Below are 20,667 nucleotides of genomic sequence, written 5' to 3' on the forward strand. Positions count from 1 at the left end.
CTAGCGGTCGCGGAGCCGCTCGATCTCTCGGTCGAGATCGACGCTCTTGTGGTTGTCGGTGATCACGCGCTCCAACACCTGGATGCGCTCCTTCATCTGCTGCACCTCGTCGCGCAGCCGCAGCGCATCGACGCTGTCGACCGGGTTCGCCGGGGCGTCGCCCAGCGCGCGGTAGCGAGCGGTCAGCACCTTGGCGACCATCACGATCAGCACGATGCAGACGACCATCGAAAAGGGGTTCATCGTGTCTCTCCTTCGGCGGGGCTCGCGGTGCGGCCCGTCAGCGTAAGCGTTGGCGACGTCTCTAAAGGTCGCGCTGGGGAGGGTGGATCGGCCCGGAGCCGTTCGATCTCGTCGGCAACGCCGATGCCCCGGTCAGTGACGATCCGTTCCAGTACCCGCACCCGTTGTTCCAGGCGTTCGGTGTGCGCCGCATATTGCGCGGACTTCTCGGCGGTCTGCGCATTGAGCGCGGTTGCCATGCGCTCCTTGTGCTTGATCCAGTCCTTGAAGACGCTGCTGCCGATCCCGAGGATGACTGGCAGGCCGATCACGATGAAGACGAGAAGGAAGATCGTGAAGTTGTTCATGATCCTTGTCCTTCAGCGGTCGCGAAGGGCTTCGATCTCGCGGGCAGTGCGCTCGGCGGGGTCGGTGGCGATGCGTTCGAGGACTGCGATCCGTTCCTCGAGCCGCGACACCTGCCCGGTCAACCGCTCGTTCTCGTTGCTGAGCAACAGGACCTTGCGGTCACCGTCGACATCGCCGTCTCGCCCGCGTTTGCGGCTACGCATTTCCGGTTCGAAGCCATGCTTGGCGCGGATCCAATTGTTCGCAACCCAAGCGACCGGTCCCACCGAAATCGCCACGATCGGTATCATCAAAGCCCAATCCATCGATATTCTCCCTGTTGACGCCGCGTCTCAGCGCAGGCTGTCGATCTCTGCCGCGAGGCTGTTGCTGGAGCGGCTGGTATAGTGCGTCTCGATGTCGGCAAGTCGGCGGTCGATGTCGCGGAACTTGCTGCGGACCTCGGCGGTCGACCGCTTCGGGTTCGAGCGGACACCCTGCCAGAACTTCGCGTCGTCGGGGGTATCGTACAGGCCGATCGGCTTGGCGTGTCCCATCCATGCGACCATCCAATAGGCTAGCAGCGTCCAGGGAAATCCCCCGGCGAGCGTCAGGACGACCATGCCGACACGGACGAAGAGCGCGTCGACGCCGGTATAGTCGGCGATCCCGGCGCAGACGCCCTTCCACTTGGCGTTTTGCTTATCGAGATAAAACTGGGTGCGGCTACCGGACATGTCAGTTTCTCCGATCGATTGGGCGATCTGGCGTGCGGTCGGACTGGTGGTCCGACAGATACGGCGATTGCGTGGTGCCGAGACCCGGCTTCCAGTCGGGATTGTCGGCGGCGATGATCCGTTCGACGGTCATCACGCGGTCCTCGAGGCGGCGCGCGAGCGCCTGCATCTCGTCGAGCAGGCGTTCATCCTCTTCGGTGATCCGCGGCGCCTGCTTCCACTTGGTGATGTAGTGCAGGATCACCCAGGGCAGCCCGATGAAGAGGATGCCGCAGACCAGAACTGGCATGAAATCATCCATCTCAATCGTCCTTCCTCAGGCGCGCCTTGAGCGCGGCGAGCTGGGCGTCGACCTTGTCGTTGCTGCGCAACTCGGCGATTTCCTCTTCGAGCGTCTTGACGACCCCGAGCCCCATCGCGTCTGCGCGGCCCTCGGCTTCGTCGACGCGGCGATCGAGGATGTCGAAGCGGCTGAACGCCTCGTGCGTCTTCGGCCCGTTGTACATCTCGCGCAGCCGGGTGCGGTTGTTCGCGCTCTCGAGCCGGGTCTGCACCGCGTTCTGCTTGGTGCGCGCCTCGCGAAGCTTGGTCTGGAGCTTGGCGATGTCCTCTTCCGACGCGCGGAGCGCATCGTCGAGCACGCCGACCTCGGCCTTCAACTGCTCGGCCATGTCGAATGCCTTCTGGCGCTCGACCAAGGCTGCCTTGGCGAGGTCCTCGCGGTCCTTGCTCAGCGCCAGTTCGGCCTTCTCGGTCCAGTTGTCCTGGAGCTGCTCGAGCTTCGAGATGTGGCGGCGCATCTCCTTCTGGTCGGCGATGGTGCGCGCGGCGGAGGCGCGAACCTCGACCAGCGTTTCCTCCATCTCGAGGATGATCATGCGGATCATCTTCGACGGGTCTTCGGCCTTCTCGATGAGATCGGCGAAGTTGGCGGCGACGATGTCGCGGGTGCGGGAAAAGATGCCCATGTAAATCCTACTCCAGGGGTCGGCCCGAGGCTCCAAGCCTGCGGGGTCTTATGCCACGATCGAGGTGTGAACCGCGATAGGCGTTGTGGTGGTTGCGATGGCGGGGCCTACTGCGCCGAGGACGCAGGTTGCGCTGACGACGATGGTGCAGAGCGTGGCGGCGACGGTGCGGGCGATGGTGGTGTTGAACATGGTGGGTCCCCTTTAAGGATGGTTAGTTCCGCTATTCGGCTGGTTGCCTGAAGCATTGCATCTGTCGTGCCAGTTTCGAAAATGGCGGAATTGCAGGGGTTTACGCGATTTTGGCTGTCTGGGCGGTACCGCAAGCTTGCCAAGAGTTGGGAATTCGCGCCACATCTTCGCCATGGAGCGAACAACCCAGGTCATCGGCGAGTCCGGCACGTTCATGGCGGCGCTCGAACGCGCATCGCGGGCGGCGGCGTTGGACCGTCCGGTGCTGGTGATCGGCGAGCGCGGGACGGGCAAGGAACTGGTCGCCGAGCGCCTCCACCGCCTGTCGCCGCGGTGGGACCAGCCGCTGGTGATCATGAACTGCGCGGCGCTGCCCGAGACGCTGATCGAGGCGGAATTGTTCGGACATGAGGCGGGCGCGTTCACCGGCGCGACCAAGGCGCGGGTAGGGCGGTTCGAGGAGGCCGATGGCGGCACGCTGTTCCTCGACGAACTCGGCACGCTGTCGATGGCGGCGCAGGACCGACTGTTGCGCGCCGTCGAATATGGCGAGATCACGCGGATCGGCTCGTCGCGGCCGATGCGCGTCGACGTGCGGATCGTGGCCGCGACCAACGAGCATCTCCCCGACAAGGTCGATCGCCATGAGTTCCGCGCCGATCTGCTCGACCGGTTGTCGTTCGAAGTGGTGACGTTGCCGCCGCTGCGCGCGCGCACCGGAGACGTTGTGGTCCTCGCCGAACATTTCGGCCGGCGCATGGCGTCGGAGCTGGGGCGCGAGCGCTGGGAAGGCTTCGGCCCGGCGGCGATGGACGCGCTGATCGCGTATCCCTGGCCCGGCAACGTCCGCGAACTCCGCAACGTCGTAGAGCGCGCGGTGTATCGTTGGGAGCAGGCGGGACCGATCGATGCGATCGAGATCGACCCCTTCCAGTCGCCGCATCGGCCGGGGGCGTCGACTGCGCCGAAACCTATCGTGGTGACCCCACGCGCGGCCGAGGCAGACGAGGGCGAAGATCCTGTCGTTGCCTGCGAAGAAGGCCCCTCAGACTTCAAGTCCCGCGTGTCGCGCTTCGAACGCGACCTGCTTTCGCGCGCGCTGTCGGAACACCGCTTCAACCAACGCGCCACAGCTGAAGCACTAGGCCTCAGCTACGACCAACTCCGTCATGCGCTGAAACGCCACGACCTGCTGAACGTGGGAGGCTGACCTATTTTCTTCGTTCTCCCGCGAAGGCGGGAGCCCAGGGTTGCGAACGATACCGGTCTTGGTCCCTGGACCCCCGCTTTCGCGGGGGACAGTATCGGGATGCTCGCTGCTTGGTTTGCTCAGGCGCTCTTCCCCACCAACCCCGCCAGCTTCTTCAACTTCGGCGCGACGATCGGTACCGTCAGCATCGTGCTCGCCAGCGCCATCAGCAGCAGCGCCGTGAAGGTCTCGTTGGTGATGATCTTCTTATCCAGCAGGATGTTGACGAAGATGATCATGATCAGCGCCTTAGTCTGGAGCAGCCAGCCGATCGCCGAAGCCTCGCCCGGCCGCCACTTCAGGATCCGCCCGGCGGCGTGAACCCCGGCCAGCTTGCCGCCCACCGACGCGACCAGCAGCAGCGCCGCCGCGCCGAACACCGCGTAACCACCGACCGCCCACTGCGTCTTCAGCCCCGTCGACAGGAAGAACACCGGCATCACCGCGAGCAGCACGAAGTGTCGGAACTGGTCCATCTTCGCGGTGGTGAACCATTTCGAATCAAGCACCGCGCCGGACAGGAACGCGCCGACCATGAAGTGCAGCCCCGCCCAGTCCGCCGCGAATCCGCAGCCAGCGAGCCAGATCAGGCTGACATACCAGCGATCGCGCTCCTCGATCCGCGCCATCAGTTTGCGCACGATCACCGTCGCCACCGCGAAACCGACGAGGAAACCGCCCTGCCGCCCGACGCGCTCCCAGTCGAGTAGGATCAGCGCGAGCACACCCCAGATCGCGATGTCGTCGAGGCTGGCATAGCGCAGGATTCGTTGGCCGATCGGCTGACGCAGCACATCGAGCTTTTCGAGGAACAGCACGAGGATCGGCAGTGCGGTGACGGCGCATGCCATGCCGATGCCGAGTACCACCTGCCACGTCGCGCCGTCCGGCCCCCGCCAGCCCGGATAGCGCAGCATCAGCACCGCGGCGATGCTGCCGGTGATCAGCGGCGCCGCGAGCGCGAGCCCTGCGGTGACGCCGGTTTCGCCGCGCCGCTTCCAGGCCTCGCCGAGGTCGAGTTCAATGCCGGCGACCCACACGAACATCATCACCGCCCACCACGCGATCCCGTTCAGCGAGCCCAGCGTCGCGGGTGTGAAGACCGTCGCGTAATAATCGGGATACGCCGCGCCGAGTACGCCCGGCCCGAGCAGGATGCCGCCGAAGATCTGCACCACCACCAGCGGCGCCCAGTAATCGGTCCGCCCGAGCCGCCACACCAGATACGGCACGGTGAAGATGATGAGTATCGCGAGGAGGAAGACCTCCGTCGGCGTCATGGCGTGCATGCAGATCCCCCGGCGCCGATCGGTTCCCCCCGCCGGCTTCGTTTCGCGTGCACACTATCCGCGCGTGGGTGCGGCGGCAATCGGCTGATGGTCGCGATCGACTACGCTGAGCTTGCGCCATTGCGGGACACGCAAACCGGCTGACATGGAGCGGTTCAACCTGATACGCCTCGCGTCACCGTCGGTGCCTTGCTCCGGGCGGGCGCGACCCCGCGAAAGGATTTCCGCATGAAACGATCGTTGTTTGCGCTGGCGTTGCTGTCGGCGCCCGCCTTTGCTCAGGGCACCGCGCCGTTCACCGTCAACGGTCAGGGGTTCGCGACGCTCCAGGAGGCGGTGACGTCGATCCGGATGGGGACCGCGACGATCCTGATCGCCCCCGGCACCTATCGGCAGTGCGCGATCCAGCAAGGTGGCCACATTACCTTCAAGGCGGTGCAGCCCGGCAAGGCGATCTTCGACAGCGTCGCCTGCGAGGACAAGGCGGCGCTGGTGCTGCGCGGCAACGGGTCGGTGGTCGATGGCCTCGTCTTCCGCGGCTACCGCGTGTCCGACGGCAACGGCGCCGGTATCCGCACCGAATCGGGCGACCTGACCGTCACCAATTCGATGTTCCTCAACAGCCAGGAGGGGATTCTGGGCGGCCAGCCGACCAACCAGCGGATCACGATCGACCGGTCGACCTTCTCGGGGCTTGGCCAGTGCGACCAGTCGCCAAGCTGTGCGCACTCGATCTATCTCGACAACAAGGGTAGCATCTCCGTCACCAATTCACGGTTCGAGCGCGGCAACGGCGGGCATTACGTGAAGCTGCGCAGCCCCACGGTCTCGATCACCGACAACAGCTTCGACGATACCGCGGGGCACAAGACCAACTACATGATCGATCTCCCCGAAGGCGCGACCGGCCTGATCGCGCGCAACACCTTCGTCCAGGGTAAGGACAAGGAAAACCATTCGGGGATGATCGTCGTCGCGGCGGAAGCGCGGACCTATCCATCGACCGGCCTACGTGTCGAGAACAACGACGCGCGGCTGTCGCCCGGTGACACCACCAACCCGGCGTTCCTGATCGACTTCAGCCACGACAAGCTCGCGGTCGGCGCGAACCGGTTGGGTGCGGGGCTGCGGGCGTTCGAGACCCGGTGACGAGCGGCGGGGTGGCGTGCTGGGTGCGTCACCCACGAACCAAAGTACTGCTCCAACCCGAAAGGCTGTGCTCCCGCGAAGGCGGGAGCCCAGTCTGGGCTCCCGCCTTCGCGGGAGAACAAGCGCTACTTGAGAGCGTTGGCCAATCTTAGTTAGCGCAGGTACTCGCAGCACTCGGATCAAGATCGAGGCACCGCCCGTCGAGCCCCGACACCGGCAACCCGATCGTCGCCGCCAGCGTCGGCACGATATCCACCGTTTCGACCGACAGCGGCTGCTCGAACCCGGTCATCCCCTTGCGCCAGAACAGGATCGGCACGCGGCGATCATAGTCCCAGGGTGACCCATGCGTCTCGACATAGCCGCCAGCGGGCGAGACGATCGTGGTTACGCGCGGCTTGAGCAGCACCACCATCTGCCCCGACCGCTCCGGATAGAACGACGCGCGCGCCCGTTCGATCAGCGTCCAAGTCTCGGGCGGAGTCTTCGCCATCGGCGTCGCCATGATCTCGGCGGCGGAGTAGGCTCCCGCAATCTGCGGCATCGCGCGATACCGGCGCAGCGCCTCGGCAAGCACCTTCGCCTGCGTTTTGGCGGGCAGCGTGTCGTCGATATAGACGTCGCCCTCCGTCCCGAGCAGCACGCTGCCCGGCAGGCCAAGATCCTTGGCGATCGCAGTGCCGACCTGCTTGGCGAGCACGTTCTCGTCCATGTGCGCCTCCATCGGCATCGCGCGCTGCTGCTGGCGTTCGGTCGCGTCGTGCGCACCGTGATCCGCAGTCAGCACGACCTCGTAATCGACCCCGGTCTCGTCCATCACGTTGAAGAAATCGCCGAGCGTCTTGTCGAGCTGTGCCATCTGGATGCACATCTCCGAGCCCTGCGTGCCATAGGTATGCCCGATATAATCGGTCGCCGATGCGCCGATGTCTATGATGTCGGTCTGCGGACCCTTGCCAAGCTTCATGTCCTGAACCAGCGCGGCCGCCATCGCGAACACCGCGGCGTCCGAGGCCGGCGATATGCGGAAGCCCTTCGCGTCGCCCGCCTCGCGCTCGAAGCGCCCCTGGCCGTAGGTCTTGCCCGCGATCATGATCGGATGGTTCACGCCCGCGCAATAGCCCGGCAGCGGCAGCGCCGCCTGCGGCTTGGCGATCAGCGCGGCGACCGCGTCGCGCGTCCGCTGCACCGCCGGCGGCACCGCGCGCCCCGCGTACGAAACGTACGTCTTGCCGTCCCACCACCAGAGCTCGTCGACCTTGTGGCCGCCCATCATCACCGCCGCACGATCTTTCCCCGCGACCGACACCGAGCGCGTCCGCGGATCGCGCGCCTTCATCATCTCGCCGAGCGTCGGCACCTTCAGGTGCATGTCGGACACGGTATAGCTCTCGTGAGTGCTGCCGGTGACGCGCTCGTCCTCCGAGCAATAGACCACCTTATCGGGCCGCCCGGCGCGCTGGTCGATCCAGTTGTTGGCGATGATCCCGGTATGCGCAGGCCGCATGCCGGTCAGGATCGTCGAGTGGCCCGGGCACGTCTCGGTCGCCGCATGGCTCTGATACCCGCTCGGGAACACCGCGCCGTTCAGGAGTCGCGTAAAGCCGCCGGTGTAGTGATTGCGATATTGCTGGAACAGGTCGGCGGCGAACTGGTCGACCGAGATCGCGACGATCAGTTTTGGCGGCGTCGTCGGGGTCGCTGCAGGGGGCGGTGCCGTCTGGGCAGAGACCGAAGCGGCCGAAGTCAGCAGGAGCGCGGCGATAAGTGCTTTCACGAACAGTCCTTTAGCCAGCAACGTCCCTTGAGCGGGGCCGTCGCTTTGAAGTGCAATACGACAAGGTCACCGCTATGGCTTTGCGCGATGAACGAAACAAGGATGGCCATGCGCGGATTACGTTGCGTCCTCATGACGGTCTTGCTGGCCGTCTGCGGGCTGGCGGGTACGCCCGCGCTTGCGGAATCGCTGAACGGCTCCAGCCAGCATCTGATGATGAAGCTGGTCGCCGAAAGCGATCACCCGAAAGCCGGCACCCCGCTGACGATTGCGCTCGCGACGACGCCCGAGACCGGCTGGCACGGCTATTGGCGCAATCCAGGCGATGCTGGTTTTCCAGCGACGTTCGACTGGACTTTGCCGACGGGCGCGAAGGCAGGCGAGCCCGAATGGCCGGTGCCGACGACGCTGCTGATCGCTGGCCTCATGAATTATGTCTACGAGGCGCCCTATGCGCCGCTCGTGACGATCCAGGTACCGGCCGGGCTGACGGCGGGGACTAAATTCCCGATCCGCCTGAAGACGAGCTATCTCGTCTGCTCGGCGACGATCTGCGTACCCGAAGAGAAGGCGCTCTCGCTCGACCTTACGATCGGTGATGGCGCGCCATCGCAGGCCGCCGCGTTCGCGGGCTGGCGTCAGGCGATCCCCAAGCCGCTCGATGCCGGCGCGACGTACGCGGCGAGCAACGGGACGATGCGGATCGCGGTGCCGTTTCCAGCGGGCGCGAAGATCGACAAGGCGTATTTCTTCCCGGTCACCACCGGCACGATCGAGAATGGCGCGGCGCAAACGGTCACGCGCGACGGCGACCGGCTGACGATCAGCACCAAGGTTGCGGCGAACGCCAAGGCTGGCGGACCGATCGAAGGCGTGCTCCGGATTGGCGACGGGCAGGGGCTCGGCGTCAAGGCAACGCCCGGTGCGGTGGCTGAAGCTGCCGGCGGCGACGCGACGAGCGCGAACGGCGAGAGTTTCTGGCTGACCGCGCTGATCGCGTTCGCGGGCGCCGTGCTCGGCGGCTTGATCCTCAACATCATGCCGTGCGTCTTCCCGATCCTGAGCCTGAAGGCGCTCAGCCTCGCCCGCGGCGGCGCCAGCGAGAAGGACGCGCGCGGCGAGGCCTTGGCCTACACCGCTGGCGTCGTGCTGGTCTGCCTCGGCCTCGGTGGCGCGATCCTGGCCTTGCGCGCAGGCGGCTCGGCGGTCGGTTGGGCGTTCCAGTTGCAGCATCCCGGCGCGATCGTCGCGTTGCTGCTGCTGAGCACCGCGATCGCATTCAATCTTGCCGGCCTGTTCGAGGTCCCGACCCCACGCTTTGCCGGTGAGAGTGGTGCGAGCGGCGCATTCGCGACCGGAGCACTTGCCGCGTTCATTGCGACGCCGTGCACAGGGCCGTTCATGGGCGCAGCACTCGGTGCGGCGCTGGTGCTGCCATGGCCGGCGGCGCTCGCCGTGTTCGGCGGGCTCGGGATCGGCTTGTCGCTCCCGTTCCTCGCGATCGGGTTCATTCCTTCGTGGCGGCGGTGGTTGCCTAAGCCCGGCGCGTGGATGGAGACGTTCCGTCACATCCTGTCGGTGCCGATGTTCCTCACCGCGATCGCGCTCGGCTGGGTGCTCGGGCGCCAGACCGACGTTGATACGCTGACGCTAGCGCTGGTCGCGGTGCTGGCGGTCGGCGCGGTGCTTTGGATCGGCGGCTCGCGTCAGCGCAAGGGCAAGTCGTTCGGCATGGTTGCGCAAATCCTGCTGCTCGTCGTGTTCGTCGGCAGCGCGGTGCTAATCTCACGCGCGCCGCCGGTCGCCGCCAAGACCGCCACCGCAGGCGACGAGGCGTTCACCGAGGCCAAGCTCGCCTCGCTGCGCGCCGAGAAGCGTCCGGTGTTCGTGTATTTCACGGCCGACTGGTGCCTGACGTGCAAGGTCAACGAGAAGGCAGCGATCGACACCACCGGCGTCCGCGATGCCTTTGCCAAGCACAAGGTGGCGGCTTTGATCGGCGACTGGACCGACGGCGACCCGGTAATGGGTCGATTCATCCAAGCCCACAACCGGGCGGGTGTGCCGCTATACCTATACTACGCGCCAGGTACAGATGAACCGACGGTCCTGCCGCAGGTTCTCACGCCAGGTCTGCTCGAAGGCCTAGGCGCCTAAATCGCATCGACTAACACTCGATCCCGTCATCCTGACGAAAGTCAGGATCCAGAGTACCATGTGTCACCGTCGATGACCCTAGATCCTGAGTTTCGTCAGGATGACGGACGTGTGCGGCGGCAGGCGACATTCAACCCTTGTGCAGCGCAGCGATGCGTTGCAGCATGGAACCGCAACGCTTGATGGGGATTGACCGTTTCGATGGGGAAACAAGCGTTCGACGAGATCATGGGGACACCGGGCGACACGGTCGCTCGGCCCGAACTGGCGGCTTTGTGCAACTGGATCGAGGATACGCCCGATGCCGAGTTGCGGCGTCGACAAGAGGCGGCAGAAACCACGTTTCGCCAGCTCGGCATCACCTTCGCGGTCTACGGGGAGAACGAGGCGGCCGAGCGGATCATCCCGTTCGACATCGTCCCGCGCGTGTTCCTCCACGACGAATGGACCCGGCTGTCCGAGGGGCTGGTTCAGCGCGTCGAGGCGATCAACGCGTTCCTCGACGATATCTACGGCGAGCGTCGTATCCTGAAGGAGGGCATCCTTCCCGAAGACCTCGTGCTCGGCAATGCGCAGTTCCGTCCCGAGATCGCCGGTATCCGCCCGCCGCACGGCGTATGGGCGCATATCTGCGGCATCGATCTCGTCCGCACCGGCCCCGACGACTTCTTTGTGCTCGAGGACAACGCGCGTACGCCGTCGGGTGTCAGCTACATGCTCGAAAACCGCGAGGCGATGCTCCGGCTCTGTCCCGAACTGTTCCGCGAGTTCCGTGTCGCCGCAGTCGACAGCTATCCCGACCTCCTGCTTGAAACGATGAAGTCGGTGGCGCCGCACGGCACGGGCTCCAACCCGACCTGCGTGCTGCTGACCCCCGGTCACTATAATTCGGCCTATTACGAGCACAGCTTCCTCGCGGATTCGATGGGTATCGAACTCGTCGAGGCCGCCGATCTTGTCGTGGACGACGATGTGGTCTGGATGCGGACGATCGCGGGGCGCGTGAAGGTCGATGTGATCTATCGCCGGATCGACGATGATTATCTCGATCCGCTCGTGTTCCGTCCGGACTCCGCGCTGGGCGTACCGGGTCTGATCGCAGCCTACGCAGCCGGCAACGTCGCGATCATGAACGCGCCGGGCAACGGCATCGCCGACGACAAGGCGATCTACAGCTACATGCCCGACATCGTGAAGTTCTACTCCGGCGGCGAGTGCAAGCTGCGCAACGTCGAAACGTGGCGCTGCCGCGAACCGCAAGCGCTGCAATACGTCCTCGACAATCTCGAAGACGTCGTCGTCAAGCTGGTCGACGGTTCAGGCGGCTATGGCATGCTCGTCGGCCCGACCGCCTCGAAGCAGGAGATCGAGGATTTCCGCGCCGCGCTGATCGCCGAGCCACACCGCTACATCGCGCAGCCCACGCTTGCGCTGTCGACCGTCCCGACGATGGCGAAAGGTGGGCTTAGCCCCCGTCACGTCGACTTCCGCCCGTTCGTGCTGAGCGGTTCGAAGGGTGTCCAGGTCGTACCGGGTGGCCTCACCCGCGTCGCGCTCAAGGAAGGATCGCTGGTGGTCAATTCCAGCCAGGGCGGCGGCACCAAGGACAGTTTCGTGCTCATGGCTGACCAGTCGCAGCGGATGAACGCCGGCGGTATGACGCAGACGATGGGTGGCATTACGCAGACCCTCGGTGCACAGACTTCCGGCGGGAATTCCTGATGCTGTCGCGCACTGCATCCTCGCTCTACTGGCTCGGCCGTTATTTCGAGCGTGCCGACTTCATCGCCCGGCTGGTCGAAGCCACCGTCCGGCTCGACGTGCTCTCATCGCAACCCTCGGGCGATGCCGCCTGGGCGTCGGCGTTGGCCGTGACCGAAACCGACGAGGCCTTTGCCGCGACCGGCGTCGAGATCGGTCAACGCGACGTCGTGCGGTTTCTGACGCTCGATTCGAGCCATCCGGGATCGATTGTCCGCTGTCTCGACATGGCGCGTAACAATGCCAAGGCGGTCCGCACCGCGTTGACCCGCGAGGCATGGACCGCGATCAACCGCGCGTGGCTGCTGTTCGAGAACCGTGCGACGCCCGGAAGCACGACCTCGCAGCTGAACCTTGTCGAGGCGGTCAAGAACGAGACCCGCGGCTTCGAAGGCGCGGTCCACCGCATGCTCCGCAACCAGACGACGTGGTTCATCCGGCTCGGCCAGGCGGTCGAGCGCGCGGACAACACCGCGCGTCTGCTCGACGTCAAATATCACATCCTGCTGCCCGAGGGCGAACGGCTGGGCGGTGCGATCGACCGCGACCAGTGGACTACCATCCTCCAGACCGTGTCCGCCGTTACGGCCTATCGCTGGCTCTATAATGACGGCTTGCGTCCCGCCGACGTCATCGACCTGCTTCTTGCCCGGTCCGAACTGCCACGCAGTTTGGCCGCATCGGTCGAGGAAACGGTGGACGTGCTCAACCTGCTCGCCAAGCGGACGGGGAACCACGGCGAGGCCGATCGTATGGCCCGGATGCGTGCGTCGCGGATGGCGAAGACACGATCGGGCGAGGTCATCGCCTCCGGGCTGCACCAGTATTTGCAGGCGTTCATCGCCGAGAACGCGCTGCTGCACGGCGCGATCGGCCGTCAGTTCAAGTTCCTCTGATGCGGTTGTCGATCGACCATCACACGATCTACCGCTTCGCGCAGCCGCAGGGCCGGCTGGTGCAGATGCTCCGGCTCACGCCCGAGAACACGCATGACCAGACCGTGGCGTCGTGGCGGATCGACGTCGATTGCGATGCGCGGCTCCGGCCGGGGCGTGACGGCTTCGGCAACGCGGTGACAATGCTGTATGCCGAAGGTCCGGTTGACGGGATCGAGATCACCGTCAAGGGCGAGGTGCTGACCAGTCATTCCGACGGCGTCCTGCACGGTGTGCACGAAACGCTCCCGCCCGCGCTGTTCCTCAGGGCTACCGAGGTGACCGCCCACGACACGGCGATCGCCAAGTTCGCCGCCAATGCGGCCGAGGGCGCGCGCGATCGGATCGGCGCATTGCATCGGTTGAACCGGGCGTTTCACGCGAGGTTCTCGTTCGATGCCGGGCGTCCCGAACCCGGTCGGACAGCCGCCGCGGCATTTCGCATGGACAGCGCCACGCCGCGCGACATGGCGCAGATGTTCGCCGTTGCCGCACGGTCGCTCGGCGCGCCCGCGCGGTATGTGTCGGGCTATCATCACAACGATCACGAGGTCGTGCATCTCCCGACGCCGCACGGCTGGGCGGAGGCGTTCGTCGAAGGGCTCGGCTGGGTCGGGTTCGATCCGTGCACGGGGATGTCGCCGGAGGAGCATTATGTTCGCGTCGCGATGGCGCTCGATGCGGCGGGCGCCGCGCCGGTGGCGGGCTCGCGGCTGGGCGAGGGTGGCGAGGAACTCGACGTTGACGTCGTGGTGCAGCGTGAGGACTAAGATGTGTTTCCCCGCGAAGGCGGGGATCCAGACTGGGCTCCCGCCTTCGCGGGAGAACAAGGGGCAGGGGTTCTCGCGGGTACCACCCCGGCGAAGGCCGGGGCCCAATTGGCAAGGTGGTCGTAATGGAGCGCTGCACTCAATTAGCGGTGTTTCCCAATTGGACCCCGGCCTTCGCCGGGGTGGTGGTTCTTGGGACCCGGGAGTGGACTAATTTAGTCCCCCAACTTCAAACCAGTGCCGCAACCCGCACGGCTTGCGTCGCCAGATCCGCATCCTCCAGCCGCCGCCATCCCGCCGGCCCCAGCACTTCCAGCGGCCGGTACCGCGTCTTATACTCCATCCGGGGCGAGCCCTTCACCCAGTATCCAAGATACACGTACGGCAGCCCGGCATCACGCGCGCGGAGGATGTGATCCATGATGATAAAGTTGCCGAACCCCGGTCGCGCCGTGTCGTCGGCCGCGAAGAAGCTGTAGACCATCGACAGCCCGTCCGCCTGCCTATCCGTCAGGCAGGCGCCGATCAGCGCTCCCGGCACGCCGGCGACCGACGGCTCGCGATACTCGACGATCACCGAATTGACCGGCGAATGCTCGATCATGTCGGCATAGTCGTCCTCGTCCATCCCCGCCATGCCGCCACCGGGATGGCGCGTCCCTAGATAGCGCCGAAGCAACTGGAACTGCTCGTCCGTTGCCCATGCCTTGCACGCGGTCACCTCGATATCGCCAAGCCGCTTGAGCAATTTGCGCTGCGTCGCGTTGGGTACGAATTCGTCGGTCACCACGCGGACCGAGACGCATGCCGTGCAGCCCGCACAAGACGGCCGATACGCCACCCCCTGGCTGCGACGAAACCCGATCCGACCGAGCGCATCGTTCAACTCGTTCGCATGCGGACCGGTCAGCTCGGTGAACACCTTGCGCTCCTGACGATCCGGCAGATACGGGCACGGCGCAGGGCTGGTGACGAAGAAGCGCGGAAAACGAAAGGGCGCAGTCACCGAGCGGAAAGTCCTTCAGGCAGGCGCGATCAGCCGCGTCGCCTCGTATATGGCCGCCCAACGCAAACGTGCAATCGGTTTACCACGAATGTCGGTTAACGCGGTAAATCACCGTATCAGAATGGGATTACGCGAGCTCGACGGTCGACGTCTCATACCCGCCAGCCCGCAGTGCTCCCACCAGCCGATCGAGATGCGCACGGTCGCGGAGCTCGCATTCGATGTCAGTAATCAGGCCCTTCGCCGGCAACGTCGTGAAGACGCGTTGGTGATAGATCTCGATGATGTTGACGCGTTCCTGGTCGAAGATCCGGGCGACATGGAACAGCGCGCCCGGCTTGTCCTGCAACCGGATCCGCAGCCGCGCGAGGCGACCCGACCGCGCCAGATCGCGCAACAGCACGTTGGCGAGCAGCCGCGTATCGATGTTGCCGCCGCACAGCACGATGCCGACGGTCTTTCCCGCGAACCGCTCGGGATGCGACAGCAGCGCGGCAAGCCCGGCTGCACCGGCGCCCTCGACCACCGTCTTCTCGATCTGGAGCAGCAGGCTGACCGATTCCTCAAGGCTGCGTTCGCTGACCAGCACGATGTCGTCGACCAGTTCGGCGACGATCTTCGAGGTGATCGCGCCCGGCTCCTTGACCGCGATGCCCTCGGCCAGCGTATCGCCGGCGCAGGCCATGTCGGTGCCGTTGATGCGGTTATACATCGACGGGAACAGCTCGGCCTGCACGCCGACCACCTCGATCGGGTGACCGCCCGGCGCTTCGCTCAACGCCCGCGCGACCGTCGACATGCCCGATATCAGCCCGCCGCCGCCGATCGGGATAACCAGAGTATCGAGCTGCGGCACGTCCTCCAGCATCTCGATCGCGACGGTGCCCTGCCCTGCAATGACGCGCGGGTCGTCGAACGGATGGACGAAGGTAAAACCGCACTCGCCCTCCAGAATACGCGCGTGCGCATAGGCCGCGTCGAACGTCTCGCCGTGCAGCACGACGTTGGCGCCGTGCCCTTCGGTCTGCATGACCTTCACGGTCGGCGTGTTGGTCGGCATCACGATCGTCGTCGGAATGCCGAGCCGGTTGGCGTGATAGGCGAGGCCCTGCGCGTGATTGCCCGCCGACGCGGCGATGACGCCCTTCGCGCGCGCTTCCGCCGACAGCTGCAACAGCGTGTTGAGCGCGCCGCGCTCCTTGTACGCCGCGGTGAACTGGAGGTTCTCGAACTTCAGATACACCGTCGCGCCGGTCATCTTGCTCAGCGTCTTGCTGATCAGCGTCGGCGTGCGGACGATCGAGTCGCGGATCCGGTCATGCGCGACGCGGACGTCGTCGATCGAGACGGGGAGGGTGGGTGCCGCTACGGCAGCGTGGGTAGCCATGCCCGACCCGCTAGACCATCTGGCGCGCGTGGGAAACACCGCTTATGCGCGAAGGCTATGGCAAAACTGGCATTCATCGGAACCGGCGTCATGGGCGCGCCGATGGCGGGGCACCTCGCCGCGGCAGGACACGACGTCACCGTCTATAATCGGACTCAGGCCAAGGCGTTGGCATGGGCCGATAAATATGGCGGCAAGGTCGCCGACACGCCCGCGGCAGCGGTGAAGGACGCCGAGGCCGTGTTCGCCTGCGTCGGCAACGACGACGATCTGGCCGGTGTCACTTTAGGCGAGGACGGCGCGTTCGCCGCGATGCGCGACGACGCGGTGTTCGTCGATCACACGACGGTCTCCGCCTCGATCGCGCGGCGGCTCGCGGGCAAGCGTGCGTTGGTGGTCGATGCCCCCGTATCGGGCGGACAGGCTGGCGCGGAGAACGGTAAGCTTTCGATCATGTGCGGCGGCTCGGCCGAAGCGATGGCAAAGGCCGAACCCTTCATGCAGGCCTATGCCGCGCGCATCGTCCATGTCGGCGAGGCGGGGGCTGGCCAGACGACCAAGATGTGCAACCAGATCGCGATCGCCGGCGTGATCCAGGGCGTCGCCGAATCGCTGCGGTTCGCGCAAAACTCCGGGCTCGATCTCGACAAGGTGTTCGAGGCGATCTCGGGCGGCGCGGCGCAGAGTTGGCAGATGGTCAATCGCTGGCCGACGATGGCGAAGGAGGAGTTCGACTTCGGCTTCGCGGTCGACTGGATGCGCAAGGACCTGGGCCTCGCGCTGGACGAAGCGCGACGCAACGGCGCGGTGCTGCCGGTCGCGGCGCTGGTCGATCAATTCTACGCGGACGTGCAGAAGATGGGCGGCGCTCGGCAGGATACGAGCGCGCTGGTGCGGAGATTGCCGAAGTGATGCGTCTGATGGTTTCCGCAGCCGCGATCGCGCTGCTCTCCACACCAGCTTTTGCCGATGGGATCGTCGACAACGTCAACGGCATCACGGTCGCCGACGGTGGCCGCGTGATCCACTTCAAGGCGATCCTGGTCGACAAGGACGGGCGTGTGACGCGGCTCGTGCCGCCGGGCGAAGAAGCGCCCAAGCTCAGCCGCAAGGAGCTGAAAAAGAACGCCGGCAAGCCGCTCTACGACTGGCGCGTCGACATGGGCGGCAAAACGGTGCTGCCGGGCTTCGTCGATGCGCATGGCCATGTCCTCGAACTCGGCTTCGGCGCGTTGTCGCTCGATCTGTCGATGACCAAGTCGCTCGACGAGGCGAAGGTGCGGATCGCCGCGTACATCGCGGGCAATCCCGATCGGAAGTGGATCCTCGGGCGCGGCTGGAACCAGGAGGTCTGGGGGCTGGGTCGTTTCCCGACCGCCGCCGATCTCGAATCCGTCTCGGGTGGCCACCCGATCTGGCTGTCGCGCGCCGACGGCCACGCCGGCTGGGCGAACCGCGAGGCCATGCGTGAGGCCGGTGTCACGAATGCGACGGTCTCGCCGTCTGGCGGCAGGATCGAGAAGACCGGTGGCGCCCCTGCGGGCGTGTTCGTCGATGGCGCGCAGGCGTTAATCGAGAAGGTCGTGCCGCAACCCCTCCCAAAGGAGCGCGACGCCGCGTTCCTCACCGCGCAAAGCATCCTGCTCGGCTACGGCGTCACCGCTGTCGCCGACATGGGCACCACCCTCGATGACTGGCTTACCTATCGCCGGATGGCGGACATCGGCGGGCTTCGTGTGCGGATCATGAGTTATGCGCTCGGGATCGACACCGCGAGCCGGATCGGCGGCAAGGGGCCGACGCCTTGGCTGTACAACGATCGCCTGCGGATGGGCGGCGTGAAGCTGTATGCGGACGGTGCGCTTGGATCGCGCGGCGCGTGGCTGCTGAGGCCGTATTCCGATGCACCGGGTCAGTCGGGCCTCGGCTTCCTGACCGATGCGCAACTTCAGAACCAGATGAGCCGCGCGGCGATGGACGGCTATCAGGTCGCGGTCCACGCGATCGGCGACAAGGCCAATCAGGAAGTGCTCGACGCGATCCAGGTCGAGAGCGACACCTATACCGGCGATCGCCGCTGGCGGATCGAGCATGCGCAGATCGTCGATCCGAGCGACCTGCCGCGGTTCGGCAAATACGGCACGATCGCGTCGATGCAGCCCACCCACGCGACCAGCGACTGGAAGATGGCGGAGGCGCGGCTTGGGCCGAACCGGCTCGTCGGCGCCTATGCGTGGAAATCGATGCTGACCAATGGCGCCAAGCTCGCGTTCGGGACCGACTTCCCGGTCGAGAAGCCCGATCCGTTCGCGACCTGGGCTGCGGCGTTCACGCGGCAGGATGCCGATGGCCAACCTCAGGGCGGCTGGCAGCCGCAGGAACTCGTCACGCGCGAACAGGCTTGGTGGGCGATGACCGGTGCGGCGGCCTATGCCGGGTTCGCCGAGAAGCAGTTTGGTGCTTTGGCGCCGGGCCAGCGCGCGGACTTCATCGTCGTCGACAAGGACCCTATGCTTGCGTCGTCGACCGATCTACGCGCGACCAAGGTCAGCGAGACGTGGATCGGTGGCGAGAAGGTCTGGGTACGCAAGTAACCGCGCGGGTTACTGGCGCATCCGAATTAGCCCCTCCTGCGCGACGCTGGCGACGAGCCGGCCGTCTCGTGCGTAGATCTTGCCGCGGTTGAAGCCGCGTGCATGGCCCGACCATGGGCTGTCGCACGCATAGAGCAGCCAGTCGTCGGCGCGGAAATCCTCGTGCAGCCAGAGCGAATGGTCGAGACTGGCGGTCTGTAGGCCCGGCGTGATCCAGTTCTTGCCGTGCGGCAGCAGCGCGGTGCCGAGCAGCGCCATGTCCGACGCATAAGCGAGGATCGCGCGGTGCATCGCCGGATCGTCGCCGATCGGCGCGACCAGACGGAACCAGTTGGCGTAGTGGGGCTCTTGCGGGGCAGGGTCGATCCAGCTGCGTGGGTTGACCGGGCGCACCTCGATCGGCCGCCAGCGGAGCATGTGCGCGCGGAATTTCTCGGGGATGCCATCGATATTCTCGAGGCGCAGGTCGCGGTCGGAGCGAAGGTCTTCGGGCGGCGGTACGTCGGGCATCGCGTGCTGATGGTGCAGCCCCTCTTCCGGCATCTGGAACGACGCCGCCATGTTGAGGATCGGCTGGCCCTTCTGCATCGCGATCACACGCCGAGTGGCGAAGCTGCGGCCTTCGAAGTCGCGGACCACGCGGAAGACGATCGGATAGTCCTCGTTGCCCGGCCGCATGAAATACGCGTGCAGCGAGTGCGCCGTCTTCGGGCCGTCGGTCGAGCGTTGTGCTGCCTGGAGAGCCTGCGCGATGACCTGTCCGCCAAACACGCGACCGACTCCGCCAGGCTGGCGCTTGCCGACGTAAAGATCGGTATCGACCTCCTCGATCTCGAGCAGGTCAACGAGACCCCGGGCGAGCGCTTCGGGCGACGTATCGGCAGTTTCCGCGGTCATCTAACTTCCTTGTTCTCCTGCAAAGGCAGGAGCCCAGACTGGGCCTCCGCCTTCGCGGGGGGACAGGTTTGGGTCAATACCCCGCCGCTACCGCTAGCCGATCTGCGTGGAAGTTCGCGTCCCCGAACATCTCCGCCAGCACCCGCGCGCGCTTCATGTAGAAGCCGATGTCGTATTCGTCGGTCATGCCGATGCCGCCGTGCATCTGGATGCCCTCCTGTACGCTGAGCGTGGTCGCCAGCGCGATCATCGCCTTGGCCACCGAGACCGCCTCGTCGGCGCGGTCGCTGCCCTGGTCGAGCAACTGCTGCGCCTTCAATACGGCGGCGCGCGCCACCTCCATCTCCGAATACAGATGCGCAGCACGATGCTGGAGCGCCTGGAAGCTGCCGATCAGCGTCCCGAACTGCTTGCGCTCCTTCATGTAGCCGATCGTCATGTCCATCGCGCCTCCGCCAACGCCGAGCAGTTCCGCCGACGCCCCGGTCCGGCCTGCGCGCAACAGGCGATCGAGCGGCGTCCGGCCGGCATCCACCTCGCCGATCACCGCGTCCGCATCGACCTCGACGCCCTCAAACTCGAGCCGCGCGGCCAAGCTCGAATCCGCGAGGCGCTCGGCGTGTGCCGTCAGTCCTGCGGCATCCTTCGGCACTGCAAAAAGCGTGATACCGTCCTTATCGTCGGCACTACCGCCGGTGCGCGCGGCGACGATGATCAGGTCGGCGGTGTGGCCATGTGTGACGAACCGCTTGGCGCCGGTCAGCTTGAAGCCGTTGCCCGAGCGTTCGGCGGTCATCGCCACGGTGTCGCGGTGCTTGGCACCCTCGTCGATCGCCAACGCCGCGACGGTCTCGCCGGCGATGATGCCAGGAAACCACCGCTCGGCCTGCGCCGTGCCCTTCAAGGCCTCGACCGCTGCGACCGCGGTGGACAGGAACGGGGAGGGGGACAGGTTACGCCCGATCTCCTCCAGCACCACGCCCGCCTCGACATGGCCGAGCCCGAGCCCGCCCTGGTCCTCGCCGATCAGGATTCCGGTAAAGCCCATCTCCGCGAACTGCTTCCACAAGTCGCGTGAGAAGCCGGTCGCGTCCTCGGCATCGCGCAAGGCCCGCATGTGGCTCACGGGCGCGTGCTCCGCCACGAAATCGCGGATGGTGTCCTGAAGGACGGTCTGGTCGTCGTCTAGATACAGTGGCATTCTGGTTCCCCCGCGGAGGCGGGGGCCC

21 protein-coding genes are annotated in these 20,667 nt (G+C 65.8%); 8 read left to right on the forward strand and 13 right to left on the reverse strand.

Annotated elements, in window-relative coordinates; genetic code table 11:
* Genes ASF09_RS03645 through ASF09_RS20630 form a run of 7 tightly spaced genes read right to left on the reverse strand, consistent with a single transcriptional unit; the run spans nt 1 to nt 2,467 of the window.
* The gene (locus tag ASF09_RS03645; RefSeq protein ID WP_056048416.1) at nt 1-243 is read right to left on the reverse strand and encodes a hypothetical protein; all 243 of its coding nucleotides are present in this window, start codon (nt 241-243) and stop codon (nt 1-3) included.
* Entirely contained in the window at nt 240-590 is a 351-nt protein-coding gene (locus tag ASF09_RS03650) for a hypothetical protein (RefSeq protein ID WP_327196539.1), read from the reverse strand. Before ASF09_RS03650 ends, ASF09_RS03645 begins: the two co-directional genes overlap by 4 nt.
* A 12-nt stretch (nt 591-602) precedes the next feature.
* Nucleotides 603-881 carry a hypothetical protein gene (locus ASF09_RS03655; protein WP_231420318.1) on the reverse strand — a complete coding sequence of 93 codons (279 nt, stop codon included), beginning with the start codon at nt 879-881 and terminating at the stop codon, nt 603-605.
* Between the two features lie 42 nt (nt 882-923).
* Complete coding sequence (gene pspC, locus ASF09_RS03660; RefSeq protein WP_060524642.1) at nt 924-1,307, reverse strand: envelope stress response membrane protein PspC; 384 nt, start codon at nt 1,305-1,307, stop codon at nt 924-926.
* Between the two features lies 1 nt (nt 1,308).
* Complete coding sequence (gene pspB, locus ASF09_RS03665; protein ID WP_060524645.1) at nt 1,309-1,608, reverse strand: envelope stress response membrane protein PspB; 300 nt, start codon at nt 1,606-1,608, stop codon at nt 1,309-1,311.
* A 1-nt stretch (nt 1,609) separates the two neighbouring features.
* Complete coding sequence (gene pspA / locus ASF09_RS03670) at nt 1,610-2,275, reverse strand: phage shock protein PspA (protein ID WP_060524651.1); 666 nt, start codon at nt 2,273-2,275, stop codon at nt 1,610-1,612.
* A 48-nt stretch (nt 2,276-2,323) separates the two neighbouring features.
* Nucleotides 2,324-2,467, reverse strand: a complete 144-nt coding sequence (locus ASF09_RS20630; RefSeq protein ID WP_200912500.1) for a hypothetical protein — start codon at nt 2,465-2,467, stop codon at nt 2,324-2,326.
* Between the two features lie 172 nt (nt 2,468-2,639).
* On the opposite strand from ASF09_RS20630, the gene pspF reads away from it, so the two are divergent.
* Nucleotides 2,640-3,677, forward strand: coding sequence for a phage shock protein operon transcriptional activator (gene pspF, locus ASF09_RS03675; RefSeq protein WP_060524653.1), 1,038 nt, complete (start codon nt 2,640-2,642; stop codon nt 3,675-3,677).
* Between the two features lie 119 nt (nt 3,678-3,796).
* On the opposite strand, the gene ASF09_RS03680 is transcribed toward pspF, so the two are convergent.
* The gene (locus tag ASF09_RS03680; RefSeq protein ID WP_060524655.1) at nt 3,797-5,005 is read right to left on the reverse strand and encodes a cation:proton antiporter; all 1,209 of its coding nucleotides are present in this window, start codon (nt 5,003-5,005) and stop codon (nt 3,797-3,799) included.
* 228 nt (nt 5,006-5,233) lie between these two features.
* On the opposite strand from ASF09_RS03680, the gene ASF09_RS03685 reads away from it, so the two are divergent.
* Nucleotides 5,234-6,154 (forward strand): right-handed parallel beta-helix repeat-containing protein, encoded by a 921-nt coding sequence (locus ASF09_RS03685; RefSeq protein WP_060524657.1) that lies wholly within the window; start codon nt 5,234-5,236, stop codon nt 6,152-6,154.
* A gap of 148 nt (nt 6,155-6,302) precedes the next feature.
* Here ASF09_RS03685 and ASF09_RS03690 read toward each other — a convergent pair whose 3' ends face one another.
* The gene (locus tag ASF09_RS03690) at nt 6,303-7,931 is read right to left on the reverse strand and encodes an alkaline phosphatase family protein (RefSeq protein ID WP_082444025.1); all 1,629 of its coding nucleotides are present in this window, start codon (nt 7,929-7,931) and stop codon (nt 6,303-6,305) included.
* A 108-nt stretch (nt 7,932-8,039) separates the two neighbouring features.
* Here ASF09_RS03690 and ASF09_RS03695 point away from each other — a divergent pair, with 108 nt between their 5' ends.
* The 4 genes from ASF09_RS03695 (at nt 8,040) to ASF09_RS03710 (ending at nt 13,554) form a co-directional block, all read left to right on the forward strand.
* Entirely contained in the window at nt 8,040-10,088 is a 2,049-nt protein-coding gene (locus ASF09_RS03695; RefSeq protein ID WP_200912501.1) for a protein-disulfide reductase DsbD domain-containing protein, read from the forward strand.
* Between the two features lie 201 nt (nt 10,089-10,289).
* Complete coding sequence (locus ASF09_RS03700) at nt 10,290-11,810, forward strand: circularly permuted type 2 ATP-grasp protein (RefSeq protein WP_060524660.1); 1,521 nt, start codon at nt 10,290-10,292, stop codon at nt 11,808-11,810.
* Complete coding sequence (locus ASF09_RS03705) at nt 11,810-12,745, forward strand: alpha-E domain-containing protein (protein WP_056048449.1); 936 nt, start codon at nt 11,810-11,812, stop codon at nt 12,743-12,745. Before ASF09_RS03700 ends, ASF09_RS03705 begins: the two co-directional genes overlap by 1 nt.
* A complete protein-coding gene (locus tag ASF09_RS03710) occupies nt 12,745-13,554 on the forward strand; it encodes a transglutaminase family protein (RefSeq protein WP_060524662.1) in 810 nt (269 codons plus the stop codon). Before ASF09_RS03705 ends, ASF09_RS03710 begins: the two co-directional genes overlap by 1 nt.
* Before the next feature lie 229 nt (nt 13,555-13,783).
* Here ASF09_RS03710 and ASF09_RS03715 read toward each other — a convergent pair whose 3' ends face one another.
* Both ASF09_RS03715 and ASF09_RS03720 read right to left on the reverse strand, forming a co-directional pair.
* A complete protein-coding gene (locus ASF09_RS03715; RefSeq protein ID WP_060524666.1) occupies nt 13,784-14,560 on the reverse strand; it encodes an arginyltransferase in 777 nt (258 codons plus the stop codon).
* A 127-nt stretch (nt 14,561-14,687) separates the two neighbouring features.
* Nucleotides 14,688-15,947: a threonine ammonia-lyase gene (locus ASF09_RS03720; protein ID WP_056048458.1), complete on the reverse strand. Its 1,260-nt coding sequence runs from the start codon at nt 15,945-15,947 to the stop codon at nt 14,688-14,690.
* 57 nt (nt 15,948-16,004) lie between these two features.
* On the opposite strand from ASF09_RS03720, the gene ASF09_RS03725 reads away from it, so the two are divergent.
* Together ASF09_RS03725 and ASF09_RS03730 are read left to right on the forward strand one after the other, a co-directional pair.
* A complete protein-coding gene (locus tag ASF09_RS03725) occupies nt 16,005-16,859 on the forward strand; it encodes an NAD(P)-dependent oxidoreductase (protein ID WP_060524667.1) in 855 nt (284 codons plus the stop codon).
* Between the two features lie 8 nt (nt 16,860-16,867).
* Nucleotides 16,868-18,541: an amidohydrolase gene (locus ASF09_RS03730; protein WP_060524984.1), complete on the forward strand. Its 1,674-nt coding sequence runs from the start codon at nt 16,868-16,870 to the stop codon at nt 18,539-18,541.
* Nucleotides 18,542-18,550: 9 nt separating this feature from the next.
* Here ASF09_RS03730 and ASF09_RS03735 read toward each other — a convergent pair whose 3' ends face one another.
* Complete coding sequence (locus ASF09_RS03735; protein WP_060524669.1) at nt 18,551-19,438, reverse strand: acyl-CoA thioesterase; 888 nt, start codon at nt 19,436-19,438, stop codon at nt 18,551-18,553.
* A gap of 73 nt (nt 19,439-19,511) precedes the next feature.
* The gene (locus ASF09_RS03740) at nt 19,512-20,639 is read right to left on the reverse strand and encodes an acyl-CoA dehydrogenase family protein (protein WP_060524671.1); all 1,128 of its coding nucleotides are present in this window, start codon (nt 20,637-20,639) and stop codon (nt 19,512-19,514) included.
* Nucleotides 20,640-20,667: the final 28 nt, after the last annotated feature.

The sequence above is a fragment of the Sphingomonas sp. Leaf242 genome (assembly GCF_001422045.1).
Lineage (GTDB): Bacteria > Pseudomonadota > Alphaproteobacteria > Sphingomonadales > Sphingomonadaceae > Sphingomonas.

Excerpts from the sequence above, each read along its gene's own strand:
- ASF09_RS03710 (WP_060524662.1), top strand. The coding sequence starts at position 12,745 with ATGCGGTTGTCGATCGACCATCACACGATCTACCGCTTCGCGCAGCCG.
- pspA (WP_060524651.1), bottom strand. The coding sequence starts at position 2,275 with ATGGGCATCTTTTCCCGCACCCGCGACATCGTCGCCGCCAACTTCGCC.
- ASF09_RS03725 (WP_060524667.1), top strand. The coding sequence starts at position 16,005 with ATGGCAAAACTGGCATTCATCGGAACCGGCGTCATGGGCGCGCCGATG.
- ASF09_RS03735 (WP_060524669.1), bottom strand. The coding sequence starts at position 19,438 with ATGACCGCGGAAACTGCCGATACGTCGCCCGAAGCGCTCGCCCGGGGT.
- ASF09_RS03685 (WP_060524657.1), top strand. The coding sequence starts at position 5,234 with ATGAAACGATCGTTGTTTGCGCTGGCGTTGCTGTCGGCGCCCGCCTTT.
- ASF09_RS03695 (WP_200912501.1), top strand. The coding sequence starts at position 8,040 with ATGCGCGGATTACGTTGCGTCCTCATGACGGTCTTGCTGGCCGTCTGC.
- ASF09_RS03650 (WP_327196539.1), bottom strand. The coding sequence starts at position 590 with ATGAACAACTTCACGATCTTCCTTCTCGTCTTCATCGTGATCGGCCTG.
- ASF09_RS03680 (WP_060524655.1), bottom strand. The coding sequence starts at position 5,005 with ATGCACGCCATGACGCCGACGGAGGTCTTCCTCCTCGCGATACTCATC.
- ASF09_RS03740 (WP_060524671.1), bottom strand. The coding sequence starts at position 20,639 with ATGCCACTGTATCTAGACGACGACCAGACCGTCCTTCAGGACACCATC.
- pspC (WP_060524642.1), bottom strand. The coding sequence starts at position 1,307 with ATGTCCGGTAGCCGCACCCAGTTTTATCTCGATAAGCAAAACGCCAAG.
- ASF09_RS03645 (WP_056048416.1), bottom strand. The coding sequence starts at position 243 with ATGAACCCCTTTTCGATGGTCGTCTGCATCGTGCTGATCGTGATGGTC.
- ASF09_RS03705 (WP_056048449.1), top strand. The coding sequence starts at position 11,810 with ATGCTGTCGCGCACTGCATCCTCGCTCTACTGGCTCGGCCGTTATTTC.
- ASF09_RS03700 (WP_060524660.1), top strand. The coding sequence starts at position 10,290 with ATGGGGAAACAAGCGTTCGACGAGATCATGGGGACACCGGGCGACACG.
- ASF09_RS03730 (WP_060524984.1), top strand. The coding sequence starts at position 16,868 with ATGGTTTCCGCAGCCGCGATCGCGCTGCTCTCCACACCAGCTTTTGCC.
- pspB (WP_060524645.1), bottom strand. The coding sequence starts at position 1,608 with ATGGATGATTTCATGCCAGTTCTGGTCTGCGGCATCCTCTTCATCGGG.
- pspF (WP_060524653.1), top strand. The coding sequence starts at position 2,640 with ATGGAGCGAACAACCCAGGTCATCGGCGAGTCCGGCACGTTCATGGCG.
- ASF09_RS03655 (WP_231420318.1), bottom strand. The coding sequence starts at position 881 with ATGATACCGATCGTGGCGATTTCGGTGGGACCGGTCGCTTGGGTTGCG.
- ASF09_RS20630 (WP_200912500.1), bottom strand. The coding sequence starts at position 2,467 with ATGTTCAACACCACCATCGCCCGCACCGTCGCCGCCACGCTCTGCACC.
- ASF09_RS03720 (WP_056048458.1), bottom strand. The coding sequence starts at position 15,947 with ATGGCTACCCACGCTGCCGTAGCGGCACCCACCCTCCCCGTCTCGATC.